The organism is Shewanella sp. ISTPL2 (assembly GCF_013283205.1).
Lineage (GTDB): Bacteria > Pseudomonadota > Gammaproteobacteria > Enterobacterales > Shewanellaceae > Shewanella > Shewanella oncorhynchi.
In genome coordinates this window covers 4,758,495-4,780,749 of sequence record NZ_JAAPAV010000001.1, presented here as the reverse complement: position 1 = coordinate 4,780,749, position 22,255 = coordinate 4,758,495, and the positions used below count along the sequence as shown (strand labels likewise).

18 protein-coding genes are annotated in these 22,255 nt (G+C 47.2%); 12 read left to right on the top strand and 6 right to left on the bottom strand.

Translation table 11 applies throughout. From position 1 onward, the window contains the following. The first annotated feature begins 83 nt into the window (after positions 1–83). From HUB64_RS21335 to HUB64_RS21320, 4 genes are read left to right on the top strand one after another with little or no spacing between them, the layout of a single operon-like run. Positions 84–1,307 carry a metal transporter gene (locus HUB64_RS21335; protein ID WP_173497817.1) on the top strand — a complete coding sequence of 408 codons (1,224 nt, stop codon included), beginning with the start codon at positions 84–86 and terminating at the stop codon, positions 1,305–1,307. Beyond that, positions 1,304–2,332, top strand: a complete 1,029-nt coding sequence (locus tag HUB64_RS21330) for a membrane fusion-like protein (protein ID WP_173497816.1) — start codon at positions 1,304–1,306, stop codon at positions 2,330–2,332. The genes HUB64_RS21335 and HUB64_RS21330 overlap by 4 nt, the downstream gene beginning before the upstream one ends. Position 2,333: 1 nt before the next feature. Continuing rightward, the gene (locus HUB64_RS21325; RefSeq protein WP_173497815.1) at positions 2,334–5,387 is read left to right on the top strand and encodes an efflux RND transporter permease subunit; all 3,054 of its coding nucleotides are present in this window, start codon (positions 2,334–2,336) and stop codon (positions 5,385–5,387) included. Beyond that, positions 5,384–5,689 (top strand): DUF3240 family protein, encoded by a 306-nt coding sequence (locus HUB64_RS21320; RefSeq protein WP_173497814.1) that lies wholly within the window; start codon positions 5,384–5,386, stop codon positions 5,687–5,689. The genes HUB64_RS21325 and HUB64_RS21320 overlap by 4 nt, the downstream gene beginning before the upstream one ends. Before the next feature lie 66 nt (positions 5,690–5,755). Here the strand turns inward: HUB64_RS21320 and HUB64_RS21315 are convergent, their stop codons facing one another. The 3 genes from HUB64_RS21315 to HUB64_RS21305 all read right to left on the bottom strand — a co-directional run bounded on the left by HUB64_RS21315 (position 5,756) and on the right by HUB64_RS21305 (position 9,372). Further along, positions 5,756–6,391, bottom strand: coding sequence for a paraquat-inducible protein A (locus tag HUB64_RS21315; protein WP_173497953.1), 636 nt, complete (start codon positions 6,389–6,391; stop codon positions 5,756–5,758). Positions 6,392–6,504: 113 nt separating this feature from the next. Continuing rightward, on the bottom strand, positions 6,505–7,695 hold the full coding sequence (locus HUB64_RS21310) for an HD-GYP domain-containing protein (RefSeq protein WP_105250731.1): 1,191 nt from the start codon (positions 7,693–7,695) through the stop codon (positions 6,505–6,507). Between the two features lie 306 nt (positions 7,696–8,001). Next, a complete protein-coding gene (locus HUB64_RS21305) occupies positions 8,002–9,372 on the bottom strand; it encodes an ATP-binding cassette domain-containing protein (RefSeq protein WP_173497813.1) in 1,371 nt (456 codons plus the stop codon). Positions 9,373–9,887: 515 nt separating this feature from the next. Between HUB64_RS21305 and HUB64_RS21300 the strand changes: the two genes are divergently transcribed. Next, positions 9,888–11,246: an isochorismate synthase MenF gene (locus HUB64_RS21300; protein ID WP_131524435.1), complete on the top strand. Its 1,359-nt coding sequence runs from the start codon at positions 9,888–9,890 to the stop codon at positions 11,244–11,246. 21 nt (positions 11,247–11,267) lie between these two features. Here the strand turns inward: HUB64_RS21300 and HUB64_RS21295 are convergent, their stop codons facing one another. Further along, on the bottom strand, positions 11,268–12,008 hold the full coding sequence (locus tag HUB64_RS21295; protein WP_173497812.1) for an ABC transporter substrate-binding protein: 741 nt from the start codon (positions 12,006–12,008) through the stop codon (positions 11,268–11,270). A gap of 205 nt (positions 12,009–12,213) precedes the next feature. Between HUB64_RS21295 and HUB64_RS21290 the strand changes: the two genes are divergently transcribed. Continuing rightward, on the top strand, positions 12,214–12,873 hold the full coding sequence (locus HUB64_RS21290) for a 7-cyano-7-deazaguanine/7-aminomethyl-7-deazaguanine transporter (RefSeq protein ID WP_105250735.1): 660 nt from the start codon (positions 12,214–12,216) through the stop codon (positions 12,871–12,873). Between the two features lie 100 nt (positions 12,874–12,973). After that, the gene (locus HUB64_RS21285; protein WP_173497811.1) at positions 12,974–13,432 is read left to right on the top strand and encodes a GNAT family N-acetyltransferase; all 459 of its coding nucleotides are present in this window, start codon (positions 12,974–12,976) and stop codon (positions 13,430–13,432) included. A 323-nt stretch (positions 13,433–13,755) separates the two neighbouring features. Here the strand turns inward: HUB64_RS21285 and HUB64_RS21280 are convergent, their stop codons facing one another. Further along, positions 13,756–15,909: a cache domain-containing protein gene (locus HUB64_RS21280; RefSeq protein ID WP_173497810.1), complete on the bottom strand. Its 2,154-nt coding sequence runs from the start codon at positions 15,907–15,909 to the stop codon at positions 13,756–13,758. A gap of 1 nt (position 15,910) precedes the next feature. After that, entirely contained in the window at positions 15,911–17,293 is a 1,383-nt protein-coding gene (locus tag HUB64_RS21275) for a sigma-54 dependent transcriptional regulator (protein ID WP_173497809.1), read from the bottom strand. 284 nt (positions 17,294–17,577) lie between these two features. On the opposite strand from HUB64_RS21275, the gene HUB64_RS21270 reads away from it, so the two are divergent. Genes HUB64_RS21270 through HUB64_RS21250 form a run of 5 tightly spaced genes read left to right on the top strand, consistent with a single transcriptional unit; the run spans position 17,578 to position 22,242 of the window. Beyond that, positions 17,578–18,402, top strand: a complete 825-nt coding sequence (locus tag HUB64_RS21270; RefSeq protein ID WP_131524430.1) for a substrate-binding domain-containing protein — start codon at positions 17,578–17,580, stop codon at positions 18,400–18,402. Next, positions 18,399–19,106, top strand: a complete 708-nt coding sequence (locus HUB64_RS21265) for an ABC transporter permease (RefSeq protein ID WP_105250740.1) — start codon at positions 18,399–18,401, stop codon at positions 19,104–19,106. The genes HUB64_RS21270 and HUB64_RS21265 overlap by 4 nt, the downstream gene beginning before the upstream one ends. A gap of 3 nt (positions 19,107–19,109) precedes the next feature. Next, positions 19,110–19,820, top strand: coding sequence for an ATP-binding cassette domain-containing protein (locus tag HUB64_RS21260; RefSeq protein WP_173497808.1), 711 nt, complete (start codon positions 19,110–19,112; stop codon positions 19,818–19,820). Then, positions 19,804–20,394 carry a molybdenum cofactor guanylyltransferase MobA gene (gene mobA / locus HUB64_RS21255; protein ID WP_113940167.1) on the top strand — a complete coding sequence of 197 codons (591 nt, stop codon included), beginning with the start codon at positions 19,804–19,806 and terminating at the stop codon, positions 20,392–20,394. Before HUB64_RS21260 ends, mobA begins: the two co-directional genes overlap by 17 nt. 36 nt (positions 20,395–20,430) lie before the next feature. Continuing rightward, positions 20,431–22,242, top strand: a complete 1,812-nt coding sequence (locus HUB64_RS21250) for a bifunctional molybdopterin-guanine dinucleotide biosynthesis adaptor protein MobB/molybdopterin molybdotransferase MoeA (protein WP_173497807.1) — start codon at positions 20,431–20,433, stop codon at positions 22,240–22,242. Positions 22,243–22,255: the final 13 nt, after the last annotated feature.

Here is a 22,255-nt window from a genome sequence, read left to right as displayed (position 1 = left end):
CGGTTTTATGATACATGTCCCCCACGACTTTCGCCCACCAATCCCTACACTGACAGCACACTTTATTACCATAGAATCGTCCTATGTCTGTCAGTACGTCTTGTATCAAGTTATGTCTGTTGGCGACCTTAGTCAGCAGCAGTTTCCTGTGCCACGCCGCGCATTCCGAGCTATCTCAAGCACTCACCACCAGCCAAGCTAGATTACATTCTCTATCTCAATCGGGCGGCCAGTTACCGCAATCACAAATAAGCTTGAGCAGCTCAGCTTGGCTCAGTGGCCTGCCGAGCATTAGCCTGAGTCACTTAGGTAGCCTAGATAATGGTAACAGCTACGAGCAGGAACTCTCACTCAATTTGCCAATAAAATCCCCTGCTTTGCACAGCAGCGATAAGCAAATTAAACAACTCACCCAAGGCATTCAGGTGCAACAAGCCGCGCTGCAAGGTCTGTATTTATCGGGATTATTGCGACAAAGCCTGTGGGAACATCGTCTTGCTGCAGTGAAACTGGTCCAATTAGATCGCAAGAGCCAATTACTCGACAAGCTTCATAGTCAGCAAAAGCAACTCACAGATGCGGGCGAACTGCCGATTGCCCACATTCTCTTGTTAGAACGCGAACTGGTGGATATTGCACTGGAGCGGGTCGATCTTAATCAGCAACAGGCCGAGGCGCGTGCCCTCTATCAACAACTCACCGGACAAGAGCAAATACCGCAGAACATAGCCGAAACCGCGCGGCCACTTTCTGCCAACAACCAACCCAATGACATGCTCGCGCAGCATCCATTATGGCAACTACTGAGCCTGCAGAAACAGCAACAGCTGTTGATCATCCAGAGTCAGCAAGCAGGGAATAACGATCCTTGGGCAGTCTCACTCACGGCCAAAAATACCGCAGATAATCAAGTCGATGATCAACAGCTTGGCATCGCCGTTTCTGTACCGCTGACCTTAGGTTCTGCCCTATCACAAACCGAATTATCCCAATGGCAACAAGCCAATACCGAGCACACGCTCAACCTCGACCGTACCTATATCGAGCTGAAAACTCAGCTTAAAAAACTAGAGCAACAGCAACAAAATCTGCTCGACCAACAAACATTGCTGACTCAAGCCTTACACCTTAGCCGCACCATCACAGAGGAGCTGGCTAAGGTCAAAGACCAAAACCAAGTTAGCTACGAAGTCTGGCTGCGCCGCTATATGGATGCCCTCGATACCGAATCCCGCTTGGCACTGAACCAAGTCGCGCAGCAACAACTGCACTCCCAACAACTGCAAGCCTTAGGAATTTCATTATGATGGCCAAGTACGGCGCATGCCTTTTCTGTTTATCCGCCAGTGTTGCCACCTTAGTGCAGGCTGAATCCTTAACGATAAGTTCCCTCGGTAATTTAGACCTGAGCTACGTGCAACCACAGAAAGTCGCCAGTTATGAGGGCAGCCCGTTGCCCGCGCAGGTTGAAATCCTCCCCGGTAATGATTACTGGATCAGCACGCCGGAGAATATCCAGCAGATCAGCTTTCTCGTCGGCCAAGGCCAGCTCGTCACTAAAGGCCAAGCGATTGTCAAACTGACAGGGCCAGAAGTGTTCCACTACCTCGCCCAAGTCGAAGCCGCCAGCAGCTTGTATCAACTAGCCAAAAGCCGTTATGAGCGCAATAAACTCTTATTAAACAATGGCAGTATCAGCGCAGAAAAATGGCAAGAGATCAGCCAAGACTACTTCAGTACTCACCTCGAATACGAGCACATGCAGCATTTTATGGAGATAGTCAAAAGCACAGATGCCACCACAGACTCCCTAGTGGTAGGCACGCCAGTGGCGGGGATCGTTAAACTCAACCAAGTGAATGGACCTTATATGGCGGGTTCGCAGCTATTCTCACTGGTGCCCAGCAACAGCATTCGCGTCAAGGTCAGTGTGCCAATGAGTCAGTCGCACTCACTTTCGGCGGTGAATATCAATCAGTGCCATATCGCCATTGAGTCCGTGTCGGCCATCGCCGAAGGTGCGTTTGTGACCGCTTGGTCATCACCCGTACCGCAGGAGTGTAACTTACTGTTAGGACAACAGATCACTGTGATACCCGAGTATCAAAAGGCGGTGTATTTATTGCCTAAAAATAGCGTATTCAGTTGGGAGCAAGACAGCCAAGTCTTCACTAAAACCGCAGACACGCTCACCTCGATTACAATCGATATTCTTGGCTCAACCCCTGAGCAATATATCGTTGAAAGCGATCAAGAACTCAGCCAAATCCAAGTGTTATCCCAGTCAGTTGCTGCAGTCAAAGGCATAATGCTTGGCTTAGGAGGCGAATAAGATGTTGACCTCAGTCATCCGCTTTTCGCTTACGCAGCGCTTATTTGTGCTGATTGTGGCGCTGATCATCATGTTAGCGGGAGCGCGAGCCTGGTTTTCCATTCCCTTGGATGCCTTTCCCGATATTTCGCCCACCCAAGTGAAGATTATCCTCAAGGCGCCCGGCATGACGCCGGAGGAAATCGAAGCGCAAATTACCGTGCCGATTGAAACTGAACTGTTAGGTATTCCCCATCAATCGATTCTGCGCTCGACCACTAAATACGCCATCAGCGATATCACCCTCGATTTCGACGAAGGAACAGATATCTATTGGGCGCGCCAGCAGGTGAGCGAACGCATCGCCGCCGTGTGGGACAGTTTCCCTGAAGGTGTGACGGGCGGTGTGGCGCCAATGAGTACGCCGCTCAGCGAAATCTTTATGTTTTCACTCGAAAATCCCAATCTTTCGCTGATGGAAAGACGGCAGTTGCTCGAATGGGAAATCCGTCCACTACTACGAACCGTTGCGGGTGTGGCCGATGTGAATATCCTCGGTGGCTATGCCAAAAGCTTTAGTGTGACCCCCAAACCTGCGGCTATGGCGGCCGCGGGCGTAAGTTTTGCGGCGCTGCAACAGGCGATAGTTGAGAATAATCACAACGAAGGTGCGGGCAAGCTCACTATTGGTACAGATACCATAATAGTGCGCGCCGAAGGTCGCATCGATGATATCGACGAACTCAAACAATTAGTGATCAAGGCCGATGATGCCAGAGTGTATCGACTGCAGGATTTGGCCGATATTCAAATTGGCCACTTAGCCCGCTATGGCGCAGTCACGAAAGACGGCAACGAAACCGCCGAAGCCTTGATCATCGCCCTAAAAGACGCCAATACAGCACAAGTAGTCAAAAACATTAAAGCAAAACTCGATCAAATCAGCCTAACCTTGCCAGAAGGGAGCCAGATCAACACCTTTTACGACCGCGCGAATCTGATCAATACCGCGATTGATACCATCTCCAATGCCTTGTTCGAAGCCGTAGTGTTGGTGATCATCTTGCTGGCGCTATTTTTAGGTAACGTGCGCGCCGCATTGGTCGTGTCACTCTCGTTGCCTCTTGCCGCGTTGATGACGTTTTTGATGATGGATTACTTCAATCTTTCTGCAAACTTAATGAGCCTAGGCGGACTGGTTATCGCCATCGGCATGTTAGTGGATTCATCTGTGGTCGTAGTCGAAAACATGGTGAATCTTATCGCTACTAAGCAGAGATTACCGCGGCTGCATTTGATTTTTCGCGCGACCAAGGACGTTGCCATTCCCGTAGTGTCGGGCACTGTGATCGTCATGATAGTGTTCTCACCCTTGCTGACCTTGAGCGGGCTCGAAGGCAAACTCTTTACCCCAGTTGCGGTCACTATCGTGTTTGCCATGCTGTCGGCGCTGGTGTTGTCGTTAACTGTTATTCCGGTTATCGCTTCTTATCTCGTCAACGAAAAAGCCGCCAAGGAACCTAAGGCGATTGAAAAGCTTAAACAGCTTTATCTGGCCAGCCTCAAGAGCACGTTTAGCCATCAAAAACGCTTTATGGTGATCGCCTTTAGCTTGCTTATCGTCAGCCTAGGGCTGTTCGGGTTAGTGGGAAAAACCTTTATGCCGACCTTAGATGAAGGCGACATTATCCTGCAGCTGGAGAAATCCCCGTCGATTTCACTCGAAGCTTCGATTGCCATCGACAAGCAAATTCAGCAAACCTTGCTGGCTAAAGTTCCTGAAATCAAACAAATGGTGGCGCGTACTGGCGCGGATGAAATCGGCTTAGATCCCATGGGGCTCAATGAAACCGATGTATTCTTAGAACTTCTGCCCCGCAGCGAATGGCGCTTTGCCAATAAAGAAGCGCTTATCGATGCGATCCGCACTGTGTTATTGGACTATCCCGGCGTTAATTTTAACTTCACTCAACCGATACAAATGCGTGTGTCCGAAATGCTCACCGGCAGCATTGGCGACGTGGCGATTAAGGTCTTTGGTAATGATATCGACACCTTAGGCCAGCTCACGAGCCAGATCCAACAGCTCGTTAATGCCACCAGTGGCAGCGTCGATGTAAAAATGGCGATGATCGAAGGCAGTCCTTTTATCAACCTCACCTTAGATAACGAGCTCGCCCGAGGCTTTGGCATGAGCACCATGGAGTTTGCCCGCTACCTGAAAAGCCAGCTCGAAGGCGTGATCGTGACCGAAGTGCTGCAAGGTAAGAAGCGCACACCCGTACTGATGGCTAATAATCAGAGCCACTTAAGCAGCATCAATGAGCTTAAAAATCAGTTACTGGTGATGCCAGATCACTCCTTAAAACGCCTGAGTGATGTCGCCACCTTAAGTTATAAGCAAGGCCCCATCCTTATCGAGCGTGAGCAAGGGAATCGCTTTTCAGTGATCACCACCAACGTGCAGGGTCGCGATATTGTGAGTTTTGTAGAAGAGCTCAACGCTAAAATAGCAAAGGAAATCAAACTCCCGAGCGGTTATAGCGTGAGTTTTGGTGGTGAGTTTGAAAACCAGCAGCGGGCCACCAGCAATTTACTGTTAGTGATCCCGATTGCTATCGCACTGATCACTTTGATTTTATTCACCACATTTGGCTCACTGGCCAAAGCGGGCTTAATCCTCGCCAACGTTCCCTTCGCTATGATGGGCGGCATAGTTAGCCTGTATTTATCGGGGGAATATTTGTCCGTGCCCGCCTCAGTTGGCTTTATCGCCCTACTTGGGGTTGCTGTGCTCAATGGCGTGGTGATGGTCAGCTATTACGAACAAACCAAGCACATGTTCAGTAATCTGCGCGAACGGGTAGAACAAGGTGCAGCGCGGCGTTTACGCCCCATTTTGATGACGGCGACAACGGCCATGTTTGGTCTTATGCCGCTAGTGTTTGCCTCAGGTCCTGGGGCTGAAATTCAAAAACCTTTAGCGATTGTGGTGATTGGCGGTCTGCTCACTTCAACCATAACCACACTGTATTTACTGCCAATTCTGTATTTTTGGCTGGATAAACGTAAATGAGCACAGAACAACTGTTAGTACTGATCGCCCAAAATGATATTAAGGACGACATAGTCGATACCTTGATAGAGTTGGAGTTTCTATCGGGCTTTAGCCTAGGGAATATTTGTGGTTTTAGCCGTGAACACAGCCATTTTAATATCAAGGAACAAGTGGAAGGTTATCGGGAGTTCTGCAAATTCGAAATCATGCACCCCGCTACGCAACAAGCCGCGCTGCTCGCTGCTTTGGCGCTGGTCTGCAAACATAATCCCTGTCGCTATTGGATTATGCCCATCTATCAAAATGGCACTTTGTCCTAACTCGCTGAGCGGTTAAATCTCGGCATCCCGACCTTATCGCTAAGGTCGGGATGCCTTATAAAATAGCTACAAAATTGGCGTTGGACGCCGCACTAAAAAACCACTCAGGATCGATAAAATGCAGTAAGCGGTAAAGAAGTAAAAACCGTTTTCAAATTGCGCTTGGGTTTTTAACATTTCCCCCATGTCACCTGAGGCGTTCCCCGCCATAAAGGTGATGATCAGCGCTATCACAAACACATCGGCCATCGACCACTTGGCGAGTGCGTTGACGACGGCATTAATCCTCAGTTTCAGGCCAATCGAGCTAACACATTGCTGTGCCAACATTAAGCTCAACTTCAAGGCTGGCACTATCACACTGAATAACATGACTAATCCCGCGACGAGCCCATTCCCAGAGTGATAAAGTTCGGTTACCGTCCCCCAAATACTACGAGTCTTCTGCAACACTTGGACTTCACCTTTAAGGCTATTAAACCCAAGCAAGCCACTGACCATGCTTAACATACCGCGGGCACTTTCACGCCCAGAGTCCTCATCAAAGCTTTGGGCAACTTGCTCTATGCCTTGTTCCGCCAGCTTGGCCTTATCGATACTGCCGCTGATACTCAAAATAGGTTGAGTCACCCCAGGGATTAACAAAGCCAAGGATAAGAGAATGATAAAAATAGGAAATAGTGATTTCATAGCACTGTTCATAGCATTGCTCGACCAGAGAAATACTTTCAGTTTACGGTTTTTAGCGCAGGCTCTGCAATCATTCACACCAGCCATCGACTCAGATGACCGGCATTTAAGGTAGGATTTGAAGATTAATAGAAAGGAGTCGGATCGATATCTAATGTACTCGGTGACACACCGCGTTCAATATAAAGTTCAGATTTTAATAAATCCACCATAGCGACATCAGTGTAACGTTTTACTTTTAAAGAATAAAAACACTTTACGATTGGATGTAGCGCATCCCTATCTTTCGAGGCCCAAACAATACCAACACGACCATCCGACAATTCAACTAAGGAACCCACAGGGTAAACACCAATACAACGAATAAACTCATAGACCAATTCTTGATCCAAATGGAATGGCGTTAGACTGAGTAAAATTTTAAAGGCCGCGGCAGGGCTCATAGCCTCTTTATAACATCGCGTCGCTGTCAAAGCATCGAAGATATCAACGATACAACTCATACGGCCATGGCGGGGGATTTCATCACCCTTCAACCCCCTTGGATAACCTCTGCCATCTAATTTTTCATGGTGCATCAAGCAGATATCTTTACTGATCTGCGAAAGACCAGTAGTTTCGTTCATAATTTCAAGCGCATACACTTGATGCAGCTTCATATGTTCAAACTCTTCCGGCGTCAGTTTGCCCGGCTTGTGCAGCACTTTATTGTCGACTTTAATCTTGCCAATATCATGCAAAATACCCCCGACCGCCATTTCCCGTAGCATGACACGATCTAGCTTTAAGTATTTACCAAAGGTAACCAGTAGAAAGGCGACATTCACTGAATGTTCAAGTAGATAGGCATCTTTTGAACGGAGTGCAGACATACATTTAAGCGCATCAGCATCCAACATCACTGACTCTATCATGGTATCGGCTAACGCTTCGAAGGGGGCAACTTCGATGGCTTTACCTTCGAAGGTCTCAGATAAGACTTTACGAATGAGGTCTTTCGCTTCGGTAAGCATGACTTTAGCTTGAGCTTGTTGCTTATCGCGGCTAATGAGCGCTTTTTTATTGTCAGTTTGATTATCGTTAGTGATTTTTTTCTTTAACCCACAATGTTCAGCCGAACGATCAGCGTCTACCCAAACAAATTTAATACCACTTTTAGCTAACTTTAAAATCGCATCCTTGTGTTTAATTTGTCCTGCATTTGCAATAGCAAGTTGACCTTTATCATTTTTGTCTATGGCACTGACAAACATACCCAATGTCAGCTGTGACACTGGTAATTTGATAAGTTCAACTGATTCTGCCGACTCACTCATATCTACAACCCCAAGGATGATGTGCCTGAATAAAATATCAACTTAACCATACGACATTAAAGCGACTTACGCTCAAATGTTCTGTTGTTATTTTTGATTATTATAGAACAGACGTGAGGGGCATTCTAAGACGAGGATTAGAAAATCACCATAGACTTTCTTGGTAAATAAAGGGGCTTAAACAAGATACGATGAAATCAGAGCTTAAGGTGTCGATTAGACTCATTTCAATCTCTCATTATTTCAACAAATGCCTAAGGGCTAGGCATTCAAAACCAGCGACCCTCACGCGCGAAAAGCTCACAACTACCCCACATAACGCTCAGCCATTTCAGTTGACTCTTCCACCAATAAACCATTACGTAAACTCAGTTGCCGTGACACTGCACTGTGTTCAATGCTTCTGTGAGTGCTGAGCAAAATAGCGCAACCTTGGGAGCTTAACCGCTTTAGCAAGTACCACACTTTGCCGTAGTAATGCTTATCCATCCCCGCCAATGGATCGTCCAAAAGCAGCACCTTAGGGCGTAAACAGGCGAGTGACGCTAAGGCAATCAAGTGCTGTTGGCCGTAGGATAATTTGTGGGGCGACAGATGGGCTAAGCTAAATAAATCCAACTCGTCCAACATTTGCACCGCTCGCTCTTTGGGGAGTTCAAAGCGCCTAAGGCTAAACTGCATTTCGGCTAGCACGTTAGACTCGAATAATTGTCGACTCGGCCTTTGCATCAACAGTCCCAATTCAGCGCCATAAATCCCCAATTTAGGTCTTCGCCCTAGCACTTTAAGGGGAAGACGCTGCCTTAAACTGTGCACACCCGCTATGGTTTTCAATAGACTCGTTTTACCAGAGCCGTTGTCGCCCACTAAGGTCACTATCTCCCCCGACTGCAATTGGAATCCTTGTGGACACGCAAATAACGTGGGACAAGCATCGAACCCAAAATCAAAGGCTTCGGCACTGACCAAGACTTTACCTAAATGCTCAAACTTAGCCTGATTTCGCCACGCAGGCGCTTCAATTTGCGGCGCATCGCTCACGGTATAGATGCCTTCGGACAACTTGCCAGCCTCTAACTGCCAATAATGCTGAATAATCTCGGCGAATGCCGAGGCGTTATGCTCAACTAATACTAGCGCCATACCATCTTGGATAAGATTGCGAAGCACGACCAGTAGCTCACTCACACCGTGATCATCGAGTTGTGCCCAAGGTTCATCAAGCAGCAGTAAATGCGGCTCTGACACTAACTGGGCGGCGATCATTAAGCGATATTTTTGACCGAGGGAAAGCGTGCTGACTTGGGTATCGAGGCGCAGATACAAGCCCACGCGCCGTAGTGCTAATTGCACTTTAGGTAGCATTTGCTCGGCGGGAATATCGAGGTTTTCTAAGGCGAAAGCCACCTCGGCACCAACGGTTTGCCTTAGTAGCTGAGTTTGTGGGTCTTGCATTACCAGACCCGTAACCAATTGAGGATAACGCCAGATGTCACCTTCATGCGGGCGATTTAACACGCCCGCCAGTAGATTTAGCAGACTCGATTTTCCTGAGCCCGTAGGACCGCTCACGCAATGGCATTGGCCGGTACCAATCGCCAAGTTAACTTCCTGCAATACCGTCGGTAACTGGCTGCCATAGTTGAAGCTAACGCCTTCGAGATCTAAGAGTTTCATGCTATATCTGCCTATAAAGATCTAACGAACAGCCTATGACAAGGCTTCACCCTAGTCGTCTTTTCATTCCCACGGCGAGTCATACGTTAATAGACATCTAACTTGTCACGTAGAAAATTTAAGATGTGCCAGCTATTGTGGACCGCGATTATTCTGTCTCAACCGAAAAACGTTTAAAAACCAACCTAGATCGACTAATTACGACAAAGGGAAAGTACATTTAGCGACTAAGAGACAAAATGTCCACCGAGGGTGACTTGCCCGACAAAAAGACCCACTCAAGTCACATTTTTTATCAGCGTAAAATGAGACTATGGCGAAAGTCACACGATAGGGCCTTACATCTTGACACACTCGACCGTGGCCTTTAATTTGAGCGAAAGATTCTTATTTACAGACTAAAATCACTACAGGTAAATGGCTTGTAAAAGAGGACATTAACCTGAGTCGAATTTACTGACGCTGACAGAGTGACCTTCAGCTTTCGCCTTCATCCGTTATCTTTGGAGTTCTATTTGCCCGTTCATGCCCTGTCTGAAGACCTTAAGTCTCTCATCGACAAACTCATTCAATTAAAGCAAGTTCCACCGACGGAACCGATAGTGCAGTTGTCACTAAACACTGTCGCTATGCCTTTAATTTCATGGCTGGCATCACAGACTCAATACCCAAGGATCTACTGGCATGGGCGCGACAGAATCGAAGAAGTCGCGGCGATAGGGGCGTGCAAAGACTTTAGATTTGAAACCGGAATCAATGATCAGCAACTGGCCATGGCCTACCAAGAGCAGCGAGCCTTATCGACGAATCAGAATATTCGCTACTATGGCGGTGTTGCCTTCGATCGCACTATAGAGTCTTGGCCTGAGTTCGGTAATAGCCGCTTTATCCTGCCGCGCATTGAATTTAGACGCAGTGGGAACAAATTTAGCCTATTAGTGAATCTTAATTTTGCTGATAATGATCACCATAGCGAGATAGATAAGGCCATCGGCGCTATCGAAGCCGTCATGCCTGCGAAGCCACTCTCGCCACCTAAAAAGATCGTTCCACTTGGGCGCAGTGACAAACCTGATTTTGAACGTTGGAAGACATTAGTCGAGCAAGTGGTGGATCCTAAGTTCAATCAAGATACCCCAAAAGTCGTGTTATCCCGCTTAACACAACTTGAAGTCAATGAACCTATCGATCCTTGGATGGTGCTGGCTTGCTGGCAGGGCCGTAATCCCAATAGTTTCCAGTTTGGCTTTCAATTTAGTCCAGATCGCACTTTTATCTCTTGCTCACCAGAGCGTTTATTCCGCCGCCGTCAGCAGGAGCTATTTACCGAGGCACTTGCTGGTACAACGGTACGCGGTCTCAATCAAGAAGAAGATGTTGCGCTGGCGAACGCTTTATTAGAAGACAACAAAAATAGCGTTGAAAACCAACTTGTTCGCAGTCACATAGTGAATATGCTCACGCCGCTGAGCAATTATGTTGGCGCCGATGAATTAGCGACTATTTTTAAGCTGAACCATATTCAACATTTACACCGTGCAATTCGAGCCGAATTGAAGCCGGGCGTGAATGATTTCCAACTTTTGCAAGCCCTGCATCCTACTCCTGCAGTTGGCGGCTTGCCGCGGTATTCAGCGCTAAACTTTATTCGTCAACGTGAAGGTTATATTCGCGGTTGGTACGCCGGTGCCTGCGGCTATTTCAATAAATATGAGAGTGAGTTTTCGGTAGCGATCCGCAGTGCGCTGATCGAACCAGGTCGGATTAATCTATTTGCGGGGGCGGGAATTATTGCAGGTTCTGAGCCTGAAGCTGAGTGGCAAGAGCTTGAAAATAAACTCGCAACCATAATGTCGATTTTATTCGAAATGTAATAAGCCTAGTAAACATTAAGACTATTCAGCGCCATCAGCCCTTCGTTTTTCAATCGTTTCAAGGTAAAGCCTGTCCTGTTCACCCGAATCGATTAAGCGCTTATGTGCAAGGTCAAAATGTTGTTTCAACATCTGGCCTTTCTCGGTGTTAGCGAAAACAAAATAGGTTTCGGCCTTGAGTACACCTTGAATAATCACAAAATTTTGTGGCGCCTTTAATTTAGGAACAAACGTAAGCAAATTAGGTTTGTAATCTAGCACGGCATCTATACGTCCAGCATTTAAGCTATTGAGCATAGTCAACATATCGCTACTTTCTTCGTAATACATAGGCACAGGTGTCAGCATATTGTATCTGTAGGCCAGCATGGCCTGAACCTTCTTGTGGGATAGGCTTTCAATACCGGTCCAGCCTGCTGCCACCTCGGGAGTAACAGCCACATCGATAGAGTCCACTTCAACCATATTCTCTGTTAATAGCCCCTTTTTAATATCACCCTTGTAAACGCTGAGCGTGATATCGGTACGATTGTGCTCAACAAGATATAAACTGCGGGCAAAAGGCATAAACTGCACATTGAGTTGCCATTCTGGCTCAGGGAAAATCCGCTGAAGTAACTCGAAGTAGTAACCCGTTTTATCACGATTGGCAAATCCCTCCCAAGTTGACGTTGCTACATCGACCACTATCGGCTGAGCGGCGGAAACAGACACAGGTAACACAGCTAAAAATAAGCAAAAAGTAGCAAAAAATCGTCTCATGGCTATCCTCCTTCGACGTATTCAAAGTGTAGAAGAGTTTTCATTCTATGTGCACATTTAAACAGCAGACTTGCATCTTAAAACTCGACCACTATAATGGCGACCCGATTTCAGCACGCTGTCACCGGCAATAAAGTCGTAAACATAATAAATTGAATATTAGCGGGTTCCCTCACCCCGCCCTACACAACTAAAAAGGCCACATATGTTAATGTTAACCACAGCGCAGCTTCGCCGCGCTTTATTCCTATTAGTAGGATTTCACATACTGATTATTTGCGTCAGCAACTACTTAGTACAATTGCCATTTCAACTGTTTGGCTACCACACAACTTGGGGGGCATTCAGCTTTCCGTTCGTGTACTTAGCCACAGATCTCACTGTCCGTATTTTTGGCCAACAAGCCGCACGCAGCATCATACTCAAAGCTATGATTCCCGCTTTGATGATTTCCTACGTGATGGGAGTGATGTTCCATCAAGGCAGCTTTCAAGGTGCTGATTCACTTGCACAGTGGAATACCTTTGTGTTCCGAATTGCCTTTGCCAGCTTCGCGGCTTATTTGATTGGTCAGTTGATGGATATTAAGGTTTTTGCCCGTATTCGAGCCAGTCGCTCTTGGTGGGTCGCCCCAGCCGCCTCAACCTTAGTCGGAAATCTGGTCGATACTTTAGTCTTTTTCAGTATCGCCTTTTACGCCTCTTCCGATAGCTTTATGGCAGCCAATTGGCCCGAAATCGCTACAGTCGATTACGGCTTTAAGCTAATCGTGAGCTTAGGCCTTTTCCTACCGGCATACGGTGTTTTGCTAAAAGTCTTACAGGACAAGATTTTGCGAGCCAATCCGCAAGAATCAATTTCCTAATTAACCCAACTGGCCAGACCTGTTATAATTTAACCAGTTAATAGCTCAGCCCTGCTCCTGTTAACGCGCGAGTGGGGCTGATTTTTTATGAGAGTAAACTATGTATTCTATTGAAATTAAAGCAGAGTCAAGTTTGACTCCCGAGTTAGCCGCTCAGCTTATCGAACTTAGCCAACAAATCCCTGAGCTCGATCACCCACTCACAAACGAAGTGTTGGACCAGCGCTTACAGGGCAAGACATGTTTGATCTTAGTCGCATATGTAGAAGGTGAATTGGCAGGGTTTAAACTGGGTTACGAGCAAGAAGAAGCCATATTTTATAGCTGGTTAGGTGGCGTTGCATCCGACTTTAGACGTTTAGGCTTAGCGCAGAGTCTACTCGAATATCAAGAAACTTGGGCGCGCCGCCAAGGATATAATCATATTCAAGTGAAGACGCTGAACCGCTTCCCTGCGATGCTTAATTTATTGATCAGTAATCAATATTTAATTACTGAACTGACAGCCGATCCTAAAAGCTTAGTCGATCATAAACTGTATCTGTGCAAGTCGATCTAAACCGTTAATGGATGAGGGCAAAACGATATTTGTAAAGATGTGCACTTTTTGCAATAAATAGCTTGCAAACACAATTGAGAATGATTATCGTTAACGTGCGTTCCAAAACTCATCTTTAACAACGATGACTGGTAATCGACGTTGTTATGGAGCTCCTGAGTTTGCAAGCACGACATTGCTCACACACACTCTTTGTGGCCGGACTCATCATCCGGCTTTTTTTTGCCTAAAAATCAGTAATGCAAAGCTAGCAATCGCTCGACATATTTTAATTCAAACCTAATCAGCCAAATACAACACACGGCCTATCTAACGGGATAAGACTAATCTGCAGACATATCGCTGTAGTTGCCCGCAAAGTGTAAGCCATCGTAGGAATTATTTTGCTGATCTTCCTTCGCTTCATGATACAAACCTATGGTAAATAAAGACCCTTTACCCAAAGTTGAACTTACTTCTATCGTACCGCCAATCCGCTTGATAATGCCGTAACTGAGCGAAAGACCTAAACCAGTGCCATCCTTACGTGTGGTATAAAAAGGGTCGAAAATCCGTCCAAGCTGCTCTGGCGCTATCCCTGAGCCTTCATCTTCCACTTCGATTTTGACGCCAATCGGCATATCTTGCTGCACCCAGTCATAGGTTCGCACCCAAATACGTCCTTTACCGTCCATCGCATGCGCCGCGTTTACTACAAGATTAATCAACACTTGCAGCAGTTGAGGTCGATTGACTTGTACTGGACAACTGGCGTTCAACTCAGTGATAAGCACGACTTCTTGTTTTTGAATCGAATGTCGCACCAACACCAACATTTCTTCGATAATAGGAGTCATCGGATGCATTTCTAGTGGTGCGTTGAATTCGCCAGGTCGGCTGTATTGCAACAGGCTGCGGATGATAGTGCTGATCCGCCCAACCTGTTGAATGACTAAATCAATTTCTTCTTTTACTACTTCAGCATTATCACCAAGTTCGTAGCGCAGTAATTCCATATTGCCAAGAATTACGGCCGTCGGATTATTGATTTCATGGGCAATACCTGCGGTCAATTCGCCAAGAGCTGTGAGCTTCTCGTTAGTGACGAGCTGTTGACGCGTTTCGTTTAGTAACGCCACGTTACGTTGCAGCTCTAAGGTTTTATCCTGCAGGCTGCGAGTACGCTCTTCAACCTTCATTTCAAGCTGTTCTGCCGCCGCTTGAATTTGGGCATTTCGACGCTGTAGCAAGTCAAGCATACTGTCAAATTGCTCGGCTAAGTTCGATAACTCATTATCCCTATCTAATCCTAAGGCGCCGATACGAATATTGCGCCCCGACTGCACAGCTTGTACAACATGGTGAATACGTTCAATTGGCTGCAATAAACTATAAGCACCGCGATAAACCAGCAGGCCAGAGACCAACAGCACTAACATTAGAATCGTGCCTAGCTCTATGATATTGAGTAAATAATTATGGATAAATGGCGATTCAGAAAAGCCGGTATAGATCATACCGACACGTTGGCCGCGAACATCTTCCAAGGGGGCATAAGCGGAAATAAACCAATCGTTAAATACGAAAGCGCGATCGACCCACTGCTCACCTTGAGTTAACACTTTGTCTTTCACTTCCTCCGATACTAAACTGCCAAGCGCGCGGCCCAGCGTCTCATTGCCTGTGGGATAAAAATGCAGCGGCACGTTGGTGGAAATACGGATGTTATCTAAGAAGATGGTCACAGTACCGATGGAACGCTCGGGCAAGGTGCCTTTGTCGTATACCAGATCACGAATGTGGTCGACAATTCGAGTATCGCGATTAAACAAGATCCCACCATCGAGATACCAAGCCACTTTGCCTTCCATATCAGGGACGGGCAATAGACTACGGCTCAATAAACCACGTTCTTCAACGGTTTTAACGGGGCTCTGCGCCCGCAAGGTTGCAACTATCGGAATGCTCGCAGTGATAGCCAATTCGGGGTCGATACGTGCTAAACGCTCGGGCGGCAGCACCATCAAGCCGGAGTAAGGTAATAAACCGTCTAACTTAGGAAGGATTTGGCGTAAATCGGGGTCTGCGGCCGCTTCGGCAACACTAACTAAACGCAAATAATCGAGATTTAGCTGTTTTTTCTGTTCAAGAAGAAAAGCATCAATACTGGCTCGGTAGCTGACTTCGCCACTTAATTCTTTACCACTGAAAAGTGGCCTAAAGTCATTTTGAAAAGTCCAAGACGTCACCACACGTTCAAGTTGTTTTTCTTGGCGTACTTGCACTTGCTGCAAGGTGTTTTCGGCAACAGATAAGTCAGCTTTAACCTTCATAAACAGCTGCTTACCTGTATAACTGATGTTCCAGTAAATAGTGATAAACACTAAACTCACCAGTGTCAGTAGAATGGGCAGTAACGTCAGGATTAATATGCGATAGCGCACCTTGGCCTGCATTTGCTGCCAACTGACACCAAAAAAGTGAGTGAAGAATGACACCCTATGACTCCTGTTCGCCACTAAAATCAAACCACTCTTTATACTTGCGATCTAAGGTCTTACGCGAAACGCCTAAATCCCTCGCCGCGGCAGACTTATTGCCAGAATGTAAGTCCACAACACTGGTCACATGGTGTTTTTCTACGTCTTTCAATGGCCAATCCAATGGATAACCCGATGTGGATAAAGACTCACTCTTCAGCTGTTGCTTCCAATATTCCGCTGGCGGTTTACCCAGCAAAATACAACGCTCAATCATGTTGCGCAGTTCACGAATGTTACCAGGCCACTCGTGTTGCTGTAGTTTCACCATATCTTCATGGCTCCACACGACTTCTCTTACCCCTAATTCAGCGGCAAGTTGGCGAGTGAAATGATGGGTTAACTCCACGACATCTTCGGGTCTATCACGTAATGGCGGGATTAAAATATCTAGCACATTCAGCCGATAATATAAATCTCGACGGAAATTCCCTGAATCCACTTCATCAATCAGAGTACGGTTAGTGGCCGCGATCACTCGCACATCGATGTTCACTTCTTTCTCGCTGCCCACAGGACGAATCGCTTTTTGCTCTAATACTCGGAGTAAAGCCGTTTGCATTTTCAGTGGCATTTCGCCAATTTCATCGAGAAAAATCGTCCCGCCAGAAGCAAAACTGAATAAACCTTCACGATTGCCTTTCGCACCCGTAAAGGCACCGGCGGTATGGCCAAACAATTCACTTTCGAGCAGTTCAGGGGCGATAGAGCCACAGTTAACTGGGACAAAAGGTCCCTGACGTCCACTAAGCAAATGCAATTGCCGTGCGACTAATTCCTTACCCGTGCCCGACTCACCTTGGATTAAGACGACGGCATTGGTCGGCGCCACACGTTCGATGATATGTTTCACCGACTTCATGGCTTCACTGCTGCCAATAATGGTCGATGAATAACCGATTGAAACCTCACGACGCAGCATCAAATTTTCACGTTTAAGCAGACGACGTTCGATACAGCGATCGACCGCAGTCATCATCTGTTCGAGATGGAAAGGTTTCATGATGAAGTCAGACGCACCAGCGCGTAGCGCGGTAATCGCGACTTCCATGTCAGCATAGCCGGTCATAAAAATGATGTCCGAACGACGCCCCTGCTCATCCAACGCTTCATGCCATTCGATACCCGAACGACCAGGCAGACGAATGTCGACGATAAGCAAATCGAAATGGCAACGGCTACGCAGCTGCTCCGCATCTTCGATACTGCCCGCCGTTTCGACTAAGGCAAATTTCTTCGAGAGTGCCTTATTTAAAAAACTCCGCATTCCGGGTTCATCATCAACAATCAGTACCGATACTGCCGATGGAAGAGGCTTGAGGTTATTATCTATCTGGCTCATATTGTCTGCTTCTGGACATTTTGACTCATTTGCGACCAATTCTAGCACTGAAAATAGATGAATAGGTCACTATGAACCATCAGAAGTTTGTCCTGAGACAATTTGTCTGTAGAGTATTTGTTAAGCTTGGGATCAAGCTCACAAATTAGGTTAAGCTGTGAAGAAAATGACCGCATTCTCAGCTTGGCATCTAACTTGCTTTCAACCGAACGTATTACAATTTACGAGACCTTCCACTCAGTAGGCATTTGAGTTGGAATCCTATTTTCCGCCAAGGAGTACCCATGCTAAACATGAAATCTCATATGAAGTCATTACTGGGACTGGTTGTTGCAGCCAGTATGTTCACTGTTTTACCCGCTCACTCGACTGAAATTATCAAGTTAGCCACCACCACCAGCACAGAAAACTCAGGCCTATTGAAAGAACTGTTACCTAAGTTCGAAAGTGAATCAGGCTACAAGGTTCAAGTCATCGCCACAGGTACAGGTAAAGCCCTGAAACTAGGTGAGCAAGGTGACGTGGATTTAGTCATGACTCACGCGCCTAGCGCCGAAGCTAAATTCGTAGCCGATGGTTTTGGTGTTGAGCCCCGTGGCATTATGGAAAATGATTTCGTAGTACTTGGCCCTAAAAACGACCCAGCAAAAATCCGTGACAGCAAAACAGCCGAAGAAGCTTTCGTTAAAATGGCAAAATCAGGCGTGCCTTTTATCTCTCGTGGTGACAATTCAGGCACTCACATCAAAGAGTTAGAAGTATGGAAAGCGGCAAATGTTACTCCTAACTTCAAAGGTTATACTTCAGTAGGTCAAGGCATGGGTAAAACCCTGCTGATGGCAAACGAAATGCAAGGTTACACTCTGTCTGACCGTGGTACTTTCGTTGCTTATAAAACTAAGCTCGATCTTGCCGTTGATTTCGATGGTGGCAAAACCTTAGCCAACCCATACCAAGTCATTCTCATCAACCCTGCTAAATACCCAGATCTGAACCACAAAGGCGCTAAAGCATTCAGCGACTGGTTGATCAGCAAAGAAGGTCAAAGCATGATCAACAGCTTCAAAGTTGAAGGCGAGCAATTGTTCAAGGCAACTTATAGCGAATGAACGACGGCTGGCTAGCACTATTACAGCAGGCGTTAAGCCTGCTGTTTTCTTTAGACCCTGACGTTTGGTCCATCATTTCGATCTCGTTTTCGGTTTCTTTCGCGGCACTGCTGATCACGCTTGTTCCTTCCATGGTGCTCGGCTTTGTGTTGGCGTTTGCGCCATTTCGCGGCAAATGGATAGTCACTAACTTAGTTCAAACTCTGCAATCAATCCCTACAGTTGTTATCGGTCTACTCGTGTATTTACTGCTAACGCGCAACGGTCCTCTGGGCGATCTAAAGTGGTTATTTACCCAAGAAGGCATGATTCTCGGGCAAATGTTCATCTGTGCCCCCGTGCTAATTGCAATGAGCCAAGCCGCATTCACTAGCGTTGATCGCAGAGCTTGGGAAACCTCACGCACCTTAGGTGCCTCTTGGTGCCGTGCAGTGTGGACAGTATGCCGAGAACTGCGCATGCCCTTACTGCTGGCGATTGTCGCGGCCTTTAGTCGCATTCTGACCGAAGTCGGCTGCTCTATGATGGTCGGCGGCAATATTTTAAACGTGACCCGTAATATTCCTACCGCAATCGCACTTGAAACCAGCAAAGGTGACTTCGCCCAAGCTATCGCCCTCGGGCTAGTGCTGCTAATCTTGGCCTTGATCCTCAACTTTGCCTTAGGTAGTTTACGCGGCAAAGCTATGCCAAGGAGCCATTAAGCAATGACTAAGGTCAAACTGATCGCCCGTGACGTAGAAATGTCCTTTGGTGCGCGCCTGTTATTCAAAGCCGACGTATTATCGCTCTGCCAAGGAGATGTGATTTATCTGCAAGGCGACAATGGCACAGGCAAATCAACCTTGATGAAAATTCTGGCGGGCTTAATGCCACCAACCAAAGGTCATATTGAGGCTGTCGGTTTTGCCCAAAATGCTTGGTGGCGACGCAATCCATTGTTAGGTAAGGCTGTTTATCTGCACCAACATCCTTATTTGTTCGACGGCACAGTAGAATATAATCTCACCTATGGGCTGAATTTCAGCTCAGAAACAAAAGCCAAGGCGAAACAGCGGATTACTCAAGCAATTGAGATGGCGCAGCTAGGGTCGCTGCTGCACGAAAGGGCCAGTAATCTCTCTGGTGGCGAAAGACAGCGCCTCGCGATTGCGCGCGCTTGGATCCTACAACCTAAACTATTAATGCTCGATGAACCCACCTCCAATATGGACAAGGATTCCCAAGAGCTAGTATTAAAAATGATCCAACAACTCAAACACGAAGGCACAGGAATGTTACTGAGTAGCCATCAGAATTGCGCGCTAACCGCCATCTGCGAACAACAGTGGCACATAGAAGGTGAGCGCGTGATGACCTCTTATCAACAGCCTGAATCTTTGCCAGCACAGGAGCCTTTGTATGTCATCGCAAATTGATGCCGTTATTCTCGCCGGTGGTATGGCCCGTCGCATGGGTGGCGACGATAAAGGTCTCGTCGAATTAAACGGCGAAGCCATGATTAAGCACACAATAGATAGAATAAAACCTCAGGTTAAGGAGATCCTGATCAACGCAAATCGTAACCAAACACGTTATGCTGAGTTCGGTTTTAAGGTGATAAGTGACGAGCATAGTGGTTTCCTCGGACCTTTAGCGGGTATGATCACCGCTATGGGCCAAACAGATGCAGACTACTTATTGGTAGTACCCTGCGACTGTCCACTCCTGCCACTCGACCTTGTTCCGCGTATGTTGGCAGCAATTGAAGCAGAAAAGGCCGAGATTGCTGTCGCCAGTGACGGTGAGTATGAACAACCCGTTGTTTTACTCTTAAAACCTAGCTTACGTGACTCGATGAAAGCGTTTCTTGAGGCGGGTGAGCGTAAAGTGGACTTTTGGTATATCAAACATCACTTCGTCGTAGCGTCATTCGCCGACCAGCCCAATGCTTTTGTGAATGTAAATACGCCAGAACAAAAACAACGACTAGCGATAGAAATCACCCAGTAGCTAAAAAGGCTCCAATAACCCAAATTAGAGGTGCAAATGAGTAACCCCTTCGTCAATCCGCTCGCTATTCCCGTTCTCGGATTTTGTGCCTACAGTGGCACGGGGAAAACCACCTTACTCAAGCAATTGATCCCCGAATTAAATCAACGTGGCCTGCGTTTAGCCGTAATCAAACATGCCCACCATAATTTCGACGTAGATATTCCCGGCAAAGACAGTTACGAAATGCGTAAAGCGGGCGCACGACAAATGCTGGTTGCCTCCCATGTACGCTGGGCGCTGATGACAGAAGATGCGCGCGATGGCGATCCTGAGTTAGTCCATTTACTCAAGCAAATCGAAGCCGACAAAGTCGATATTGTCCTCGTCGAAGGCTTTAAAAAGCTCGCATTACCTAAAATTGAATTGCACCGCGCCGCCCACGGCAAACCTTTTATCTACACCCAAGATGAGAATATCCTCGCCATCGCCTGTTGCGATGACACTCAGTTGCCAAACGACGCACTCCCGAGTGAGCTGCGCCGAATCGATCTCAACAATATCAGCCAGATTGCCGATTTTGTGATGGAGTACACCCAAAACTGGGAAGCGCCACTCCAATACCCCATTTCGGCCGTGGATGCCTGCGCCATAGGCGACAACAAAAACCTTACCGTCAGCCAAGGTTTAGCGCAGATTTTATCCCATGTATCACCTGTGGCAGAGATTGAAGACATTGAGTTAGATGCCTTAGATAACCGCGTACTAGCCAGCGACAGCATTTCTCCCGTCAACGTGCCACAACAAACCAATTCGGCGATGGATGGCTACGCCTTTGTCTATCAAGACCCCATGCCTACCACCTTAAAATTGGTGGGAGAGGTTCTTGCCGGTCATCAATATTCGGGCATGCTTAAAGTCGGCGAGACCGTGCGTATCATGACGGGCGCAACAGTGCCTGCAGGTGCCGATACTGTGCAGCCCAGAGAGCTTGCCAAGGAAGTCGATGGCATTGTTAGCTTTGAAGGCCGCATTCTTTCTGGCCAACACGTTCGCCTCGCTGGAGAAGATATTGCTCAAGGCCAAGTCGCACTTGCAAAAGCCACTCGCCTAAGCGCCGCAGAACAAGGTTTACTGGCCTCACTCGGGCTCAATCACCTGAGCGTATATCGCCGCCCAACTGTTGCAGTATTCTCCACCGGCGATGAAGTGAGCCAGCCCGGTGAAGTACTCAAAACTAACTGCATCTATGACTCAAACCGCTTTACCATCAAAGCAATGGCGAAACGTCTCGGTTGTGACGTTATCGATTTAGGCATTATCGAAGATTCTGAAGCCGCCCTTGAAGCAACTCTCGCTAAAGCCGCCAACCTTGCTGATGTCGTCATTAGCTCGGGTGGCGTGTCTGTCGGCGATGCGGACTACATTAAAACCGTGCTTGCACGCCTCGGCAAAATTGATTTCTGGCGGATTAGCATGCGTCCGGGTCGGCCACTCGCCTTTGGTAAAGTGAATGACAGCTTATTCTTCGGGCTACCTGGCAACCCAGTCGCAGTCATGGTGTCTTTCCTGCAATTTGTGCAGCCCGCTTTACGAAAATTAGCAGGTGAAGTGAATTGGCAAGCGCAGCTATTCCCTGCAATAAGTGATGAAACTCTACGAAGCCGTCAAGGTCGCACCGAATTTATTCGCGGGATTTATCAACTTGGTAAAGATGGACGCCTACACGTGAGTAGTACGGGCAACCAAGGTTCCGGAATGTTAAGTTCAATGGTTAAAGGGAATTGCCTCATCATCATAGGGGATGATGCAGAAGCCGTGAATGCAGGTGAAACTGTATTTATTCAACCCTTTGCGGATCTGCTTTAGGATCCAGTGAGTT

What these genes read in the sequence shown, in the direction of transcription:
- HUB64_RS21290 (WP_105250735.1), top strand. Translation starts at nt 12,214, where the DNA reads ATGTTAATGTTAACCACAGCGCAGCTTCGCCGCGCTTTATTCCTATTA.
- HUB64_RS21270 (WP_131524430.1), top strand. Translation starts at nt 17,578, where the DNA reads ATGCTAAACATGAAATCTCATATGAAGTCATTACTGGGACTGGTTGTT.
- HUB64_RS21310 (WP_105250731.1), bottom strand. Translation starts at nt 7,695, where the DNA reads ATGAGTGAGTCGGCAGAATCAGTTGAACTTATCAAATTACCAGTGTCA.
- HUB64_RS21305 (WP_173497813.1), bottom strand. Translation starts at nt 9,372, where the DNA reads ATGAAACTCTTAGATCTCGAAGGCGTTAGCTTCAACTATGGCAGCCAG.
- HUB64_RS21335 (WP_173497817.1), top strand. Translation starts at nt 84, where the DNA reads ATGTCTGTCAGTACGTCTTGTATCAAGTTATGTCTGTTGGCGACCTTA.
- HUB64_RS21260 (WP_173497808.1), top strand. Translation starts at nt 19,110, where the DNA reads ATGACTAAGGTCAAACTGATCGCCCGTGACGTAGAAATGTCCTTTGGT.
- HUB64_RS21295 (WP_173497812.1), bottom strand. Translation starts at nt 12,008, where the DNA reads ATGAGACGATTTTTTGCTACTTTTTGCTTATTTTTAGCTGTGTTACCT.
- HUB64_RS21315 (WP_173497953.1), bottom strand. Translation starts at nt 6,391, where the DNA reads ATGAACAGTGCTATGAAATCACTATTTCCTATTTTTATCATTCTCTTA.
- HUB64_RS21275 (WP_173497809.1), bottom strand. Translation starts at nt 17,293, where the DNA reads ATGAGCCAGATAGATAATAACCTCAAGCCTCTTCCATCGGCAGTATCG.
- HUB64_RS21285 (WP_173497811.1), top strand. Translation starts at nt 12,974, where the DNA reads ATGTATTCTATTGAAATTAAAGCAGAGTCAAGTTTGACTCCCGAGTTA.
- HUB64_RS21265 (WP_105250740.1), top strand. Translation starts at nt 18,399, where the DNA reads ATGAACGACGGCTGGCTAGCACTATTACAGCAGGCGTTAAGCCTGCTG.
- mobA (WP_113940167.1), top strand. Translation starts at nt 19,804, where the DNA reads ATGTCATCGCAAATTGATGCCGTTATTCTCGCCGGTGGTATGGCCCGT.
- HUB64_RS21250 (WP_173497807.1), top strand. Translation starts at nt 20,431, where the DNA reads ATGAGTAACCCCTTCGTCAATCCGCTCGCTATTCCCGTTCTCGGATTT.
- HUB64_RS21325 (WP_173497815.1), top strand. Translation starts at nt 2,334, where the DNA reads ATGTTGACCTCAGTCATCCGCTTTTCGCTTACGCAGCGCTTATTTGTG.
- HUB64_RS21330 (WP_173497816.1), top strand. Translation starts at nt 1,304, where the DNA reads ATGATGGCCAAGTACGGCGCATGCCTTTTCTGTTTATCCGCCAGTGTT.
- HUB64_RS21320 (WP_173497814.1), top strand. Translation starts at nt 5,384, where the DNA reads ATGAGCACAGAACAACTGTTAGTACTGATCGCCCAAAATGATATTAAG.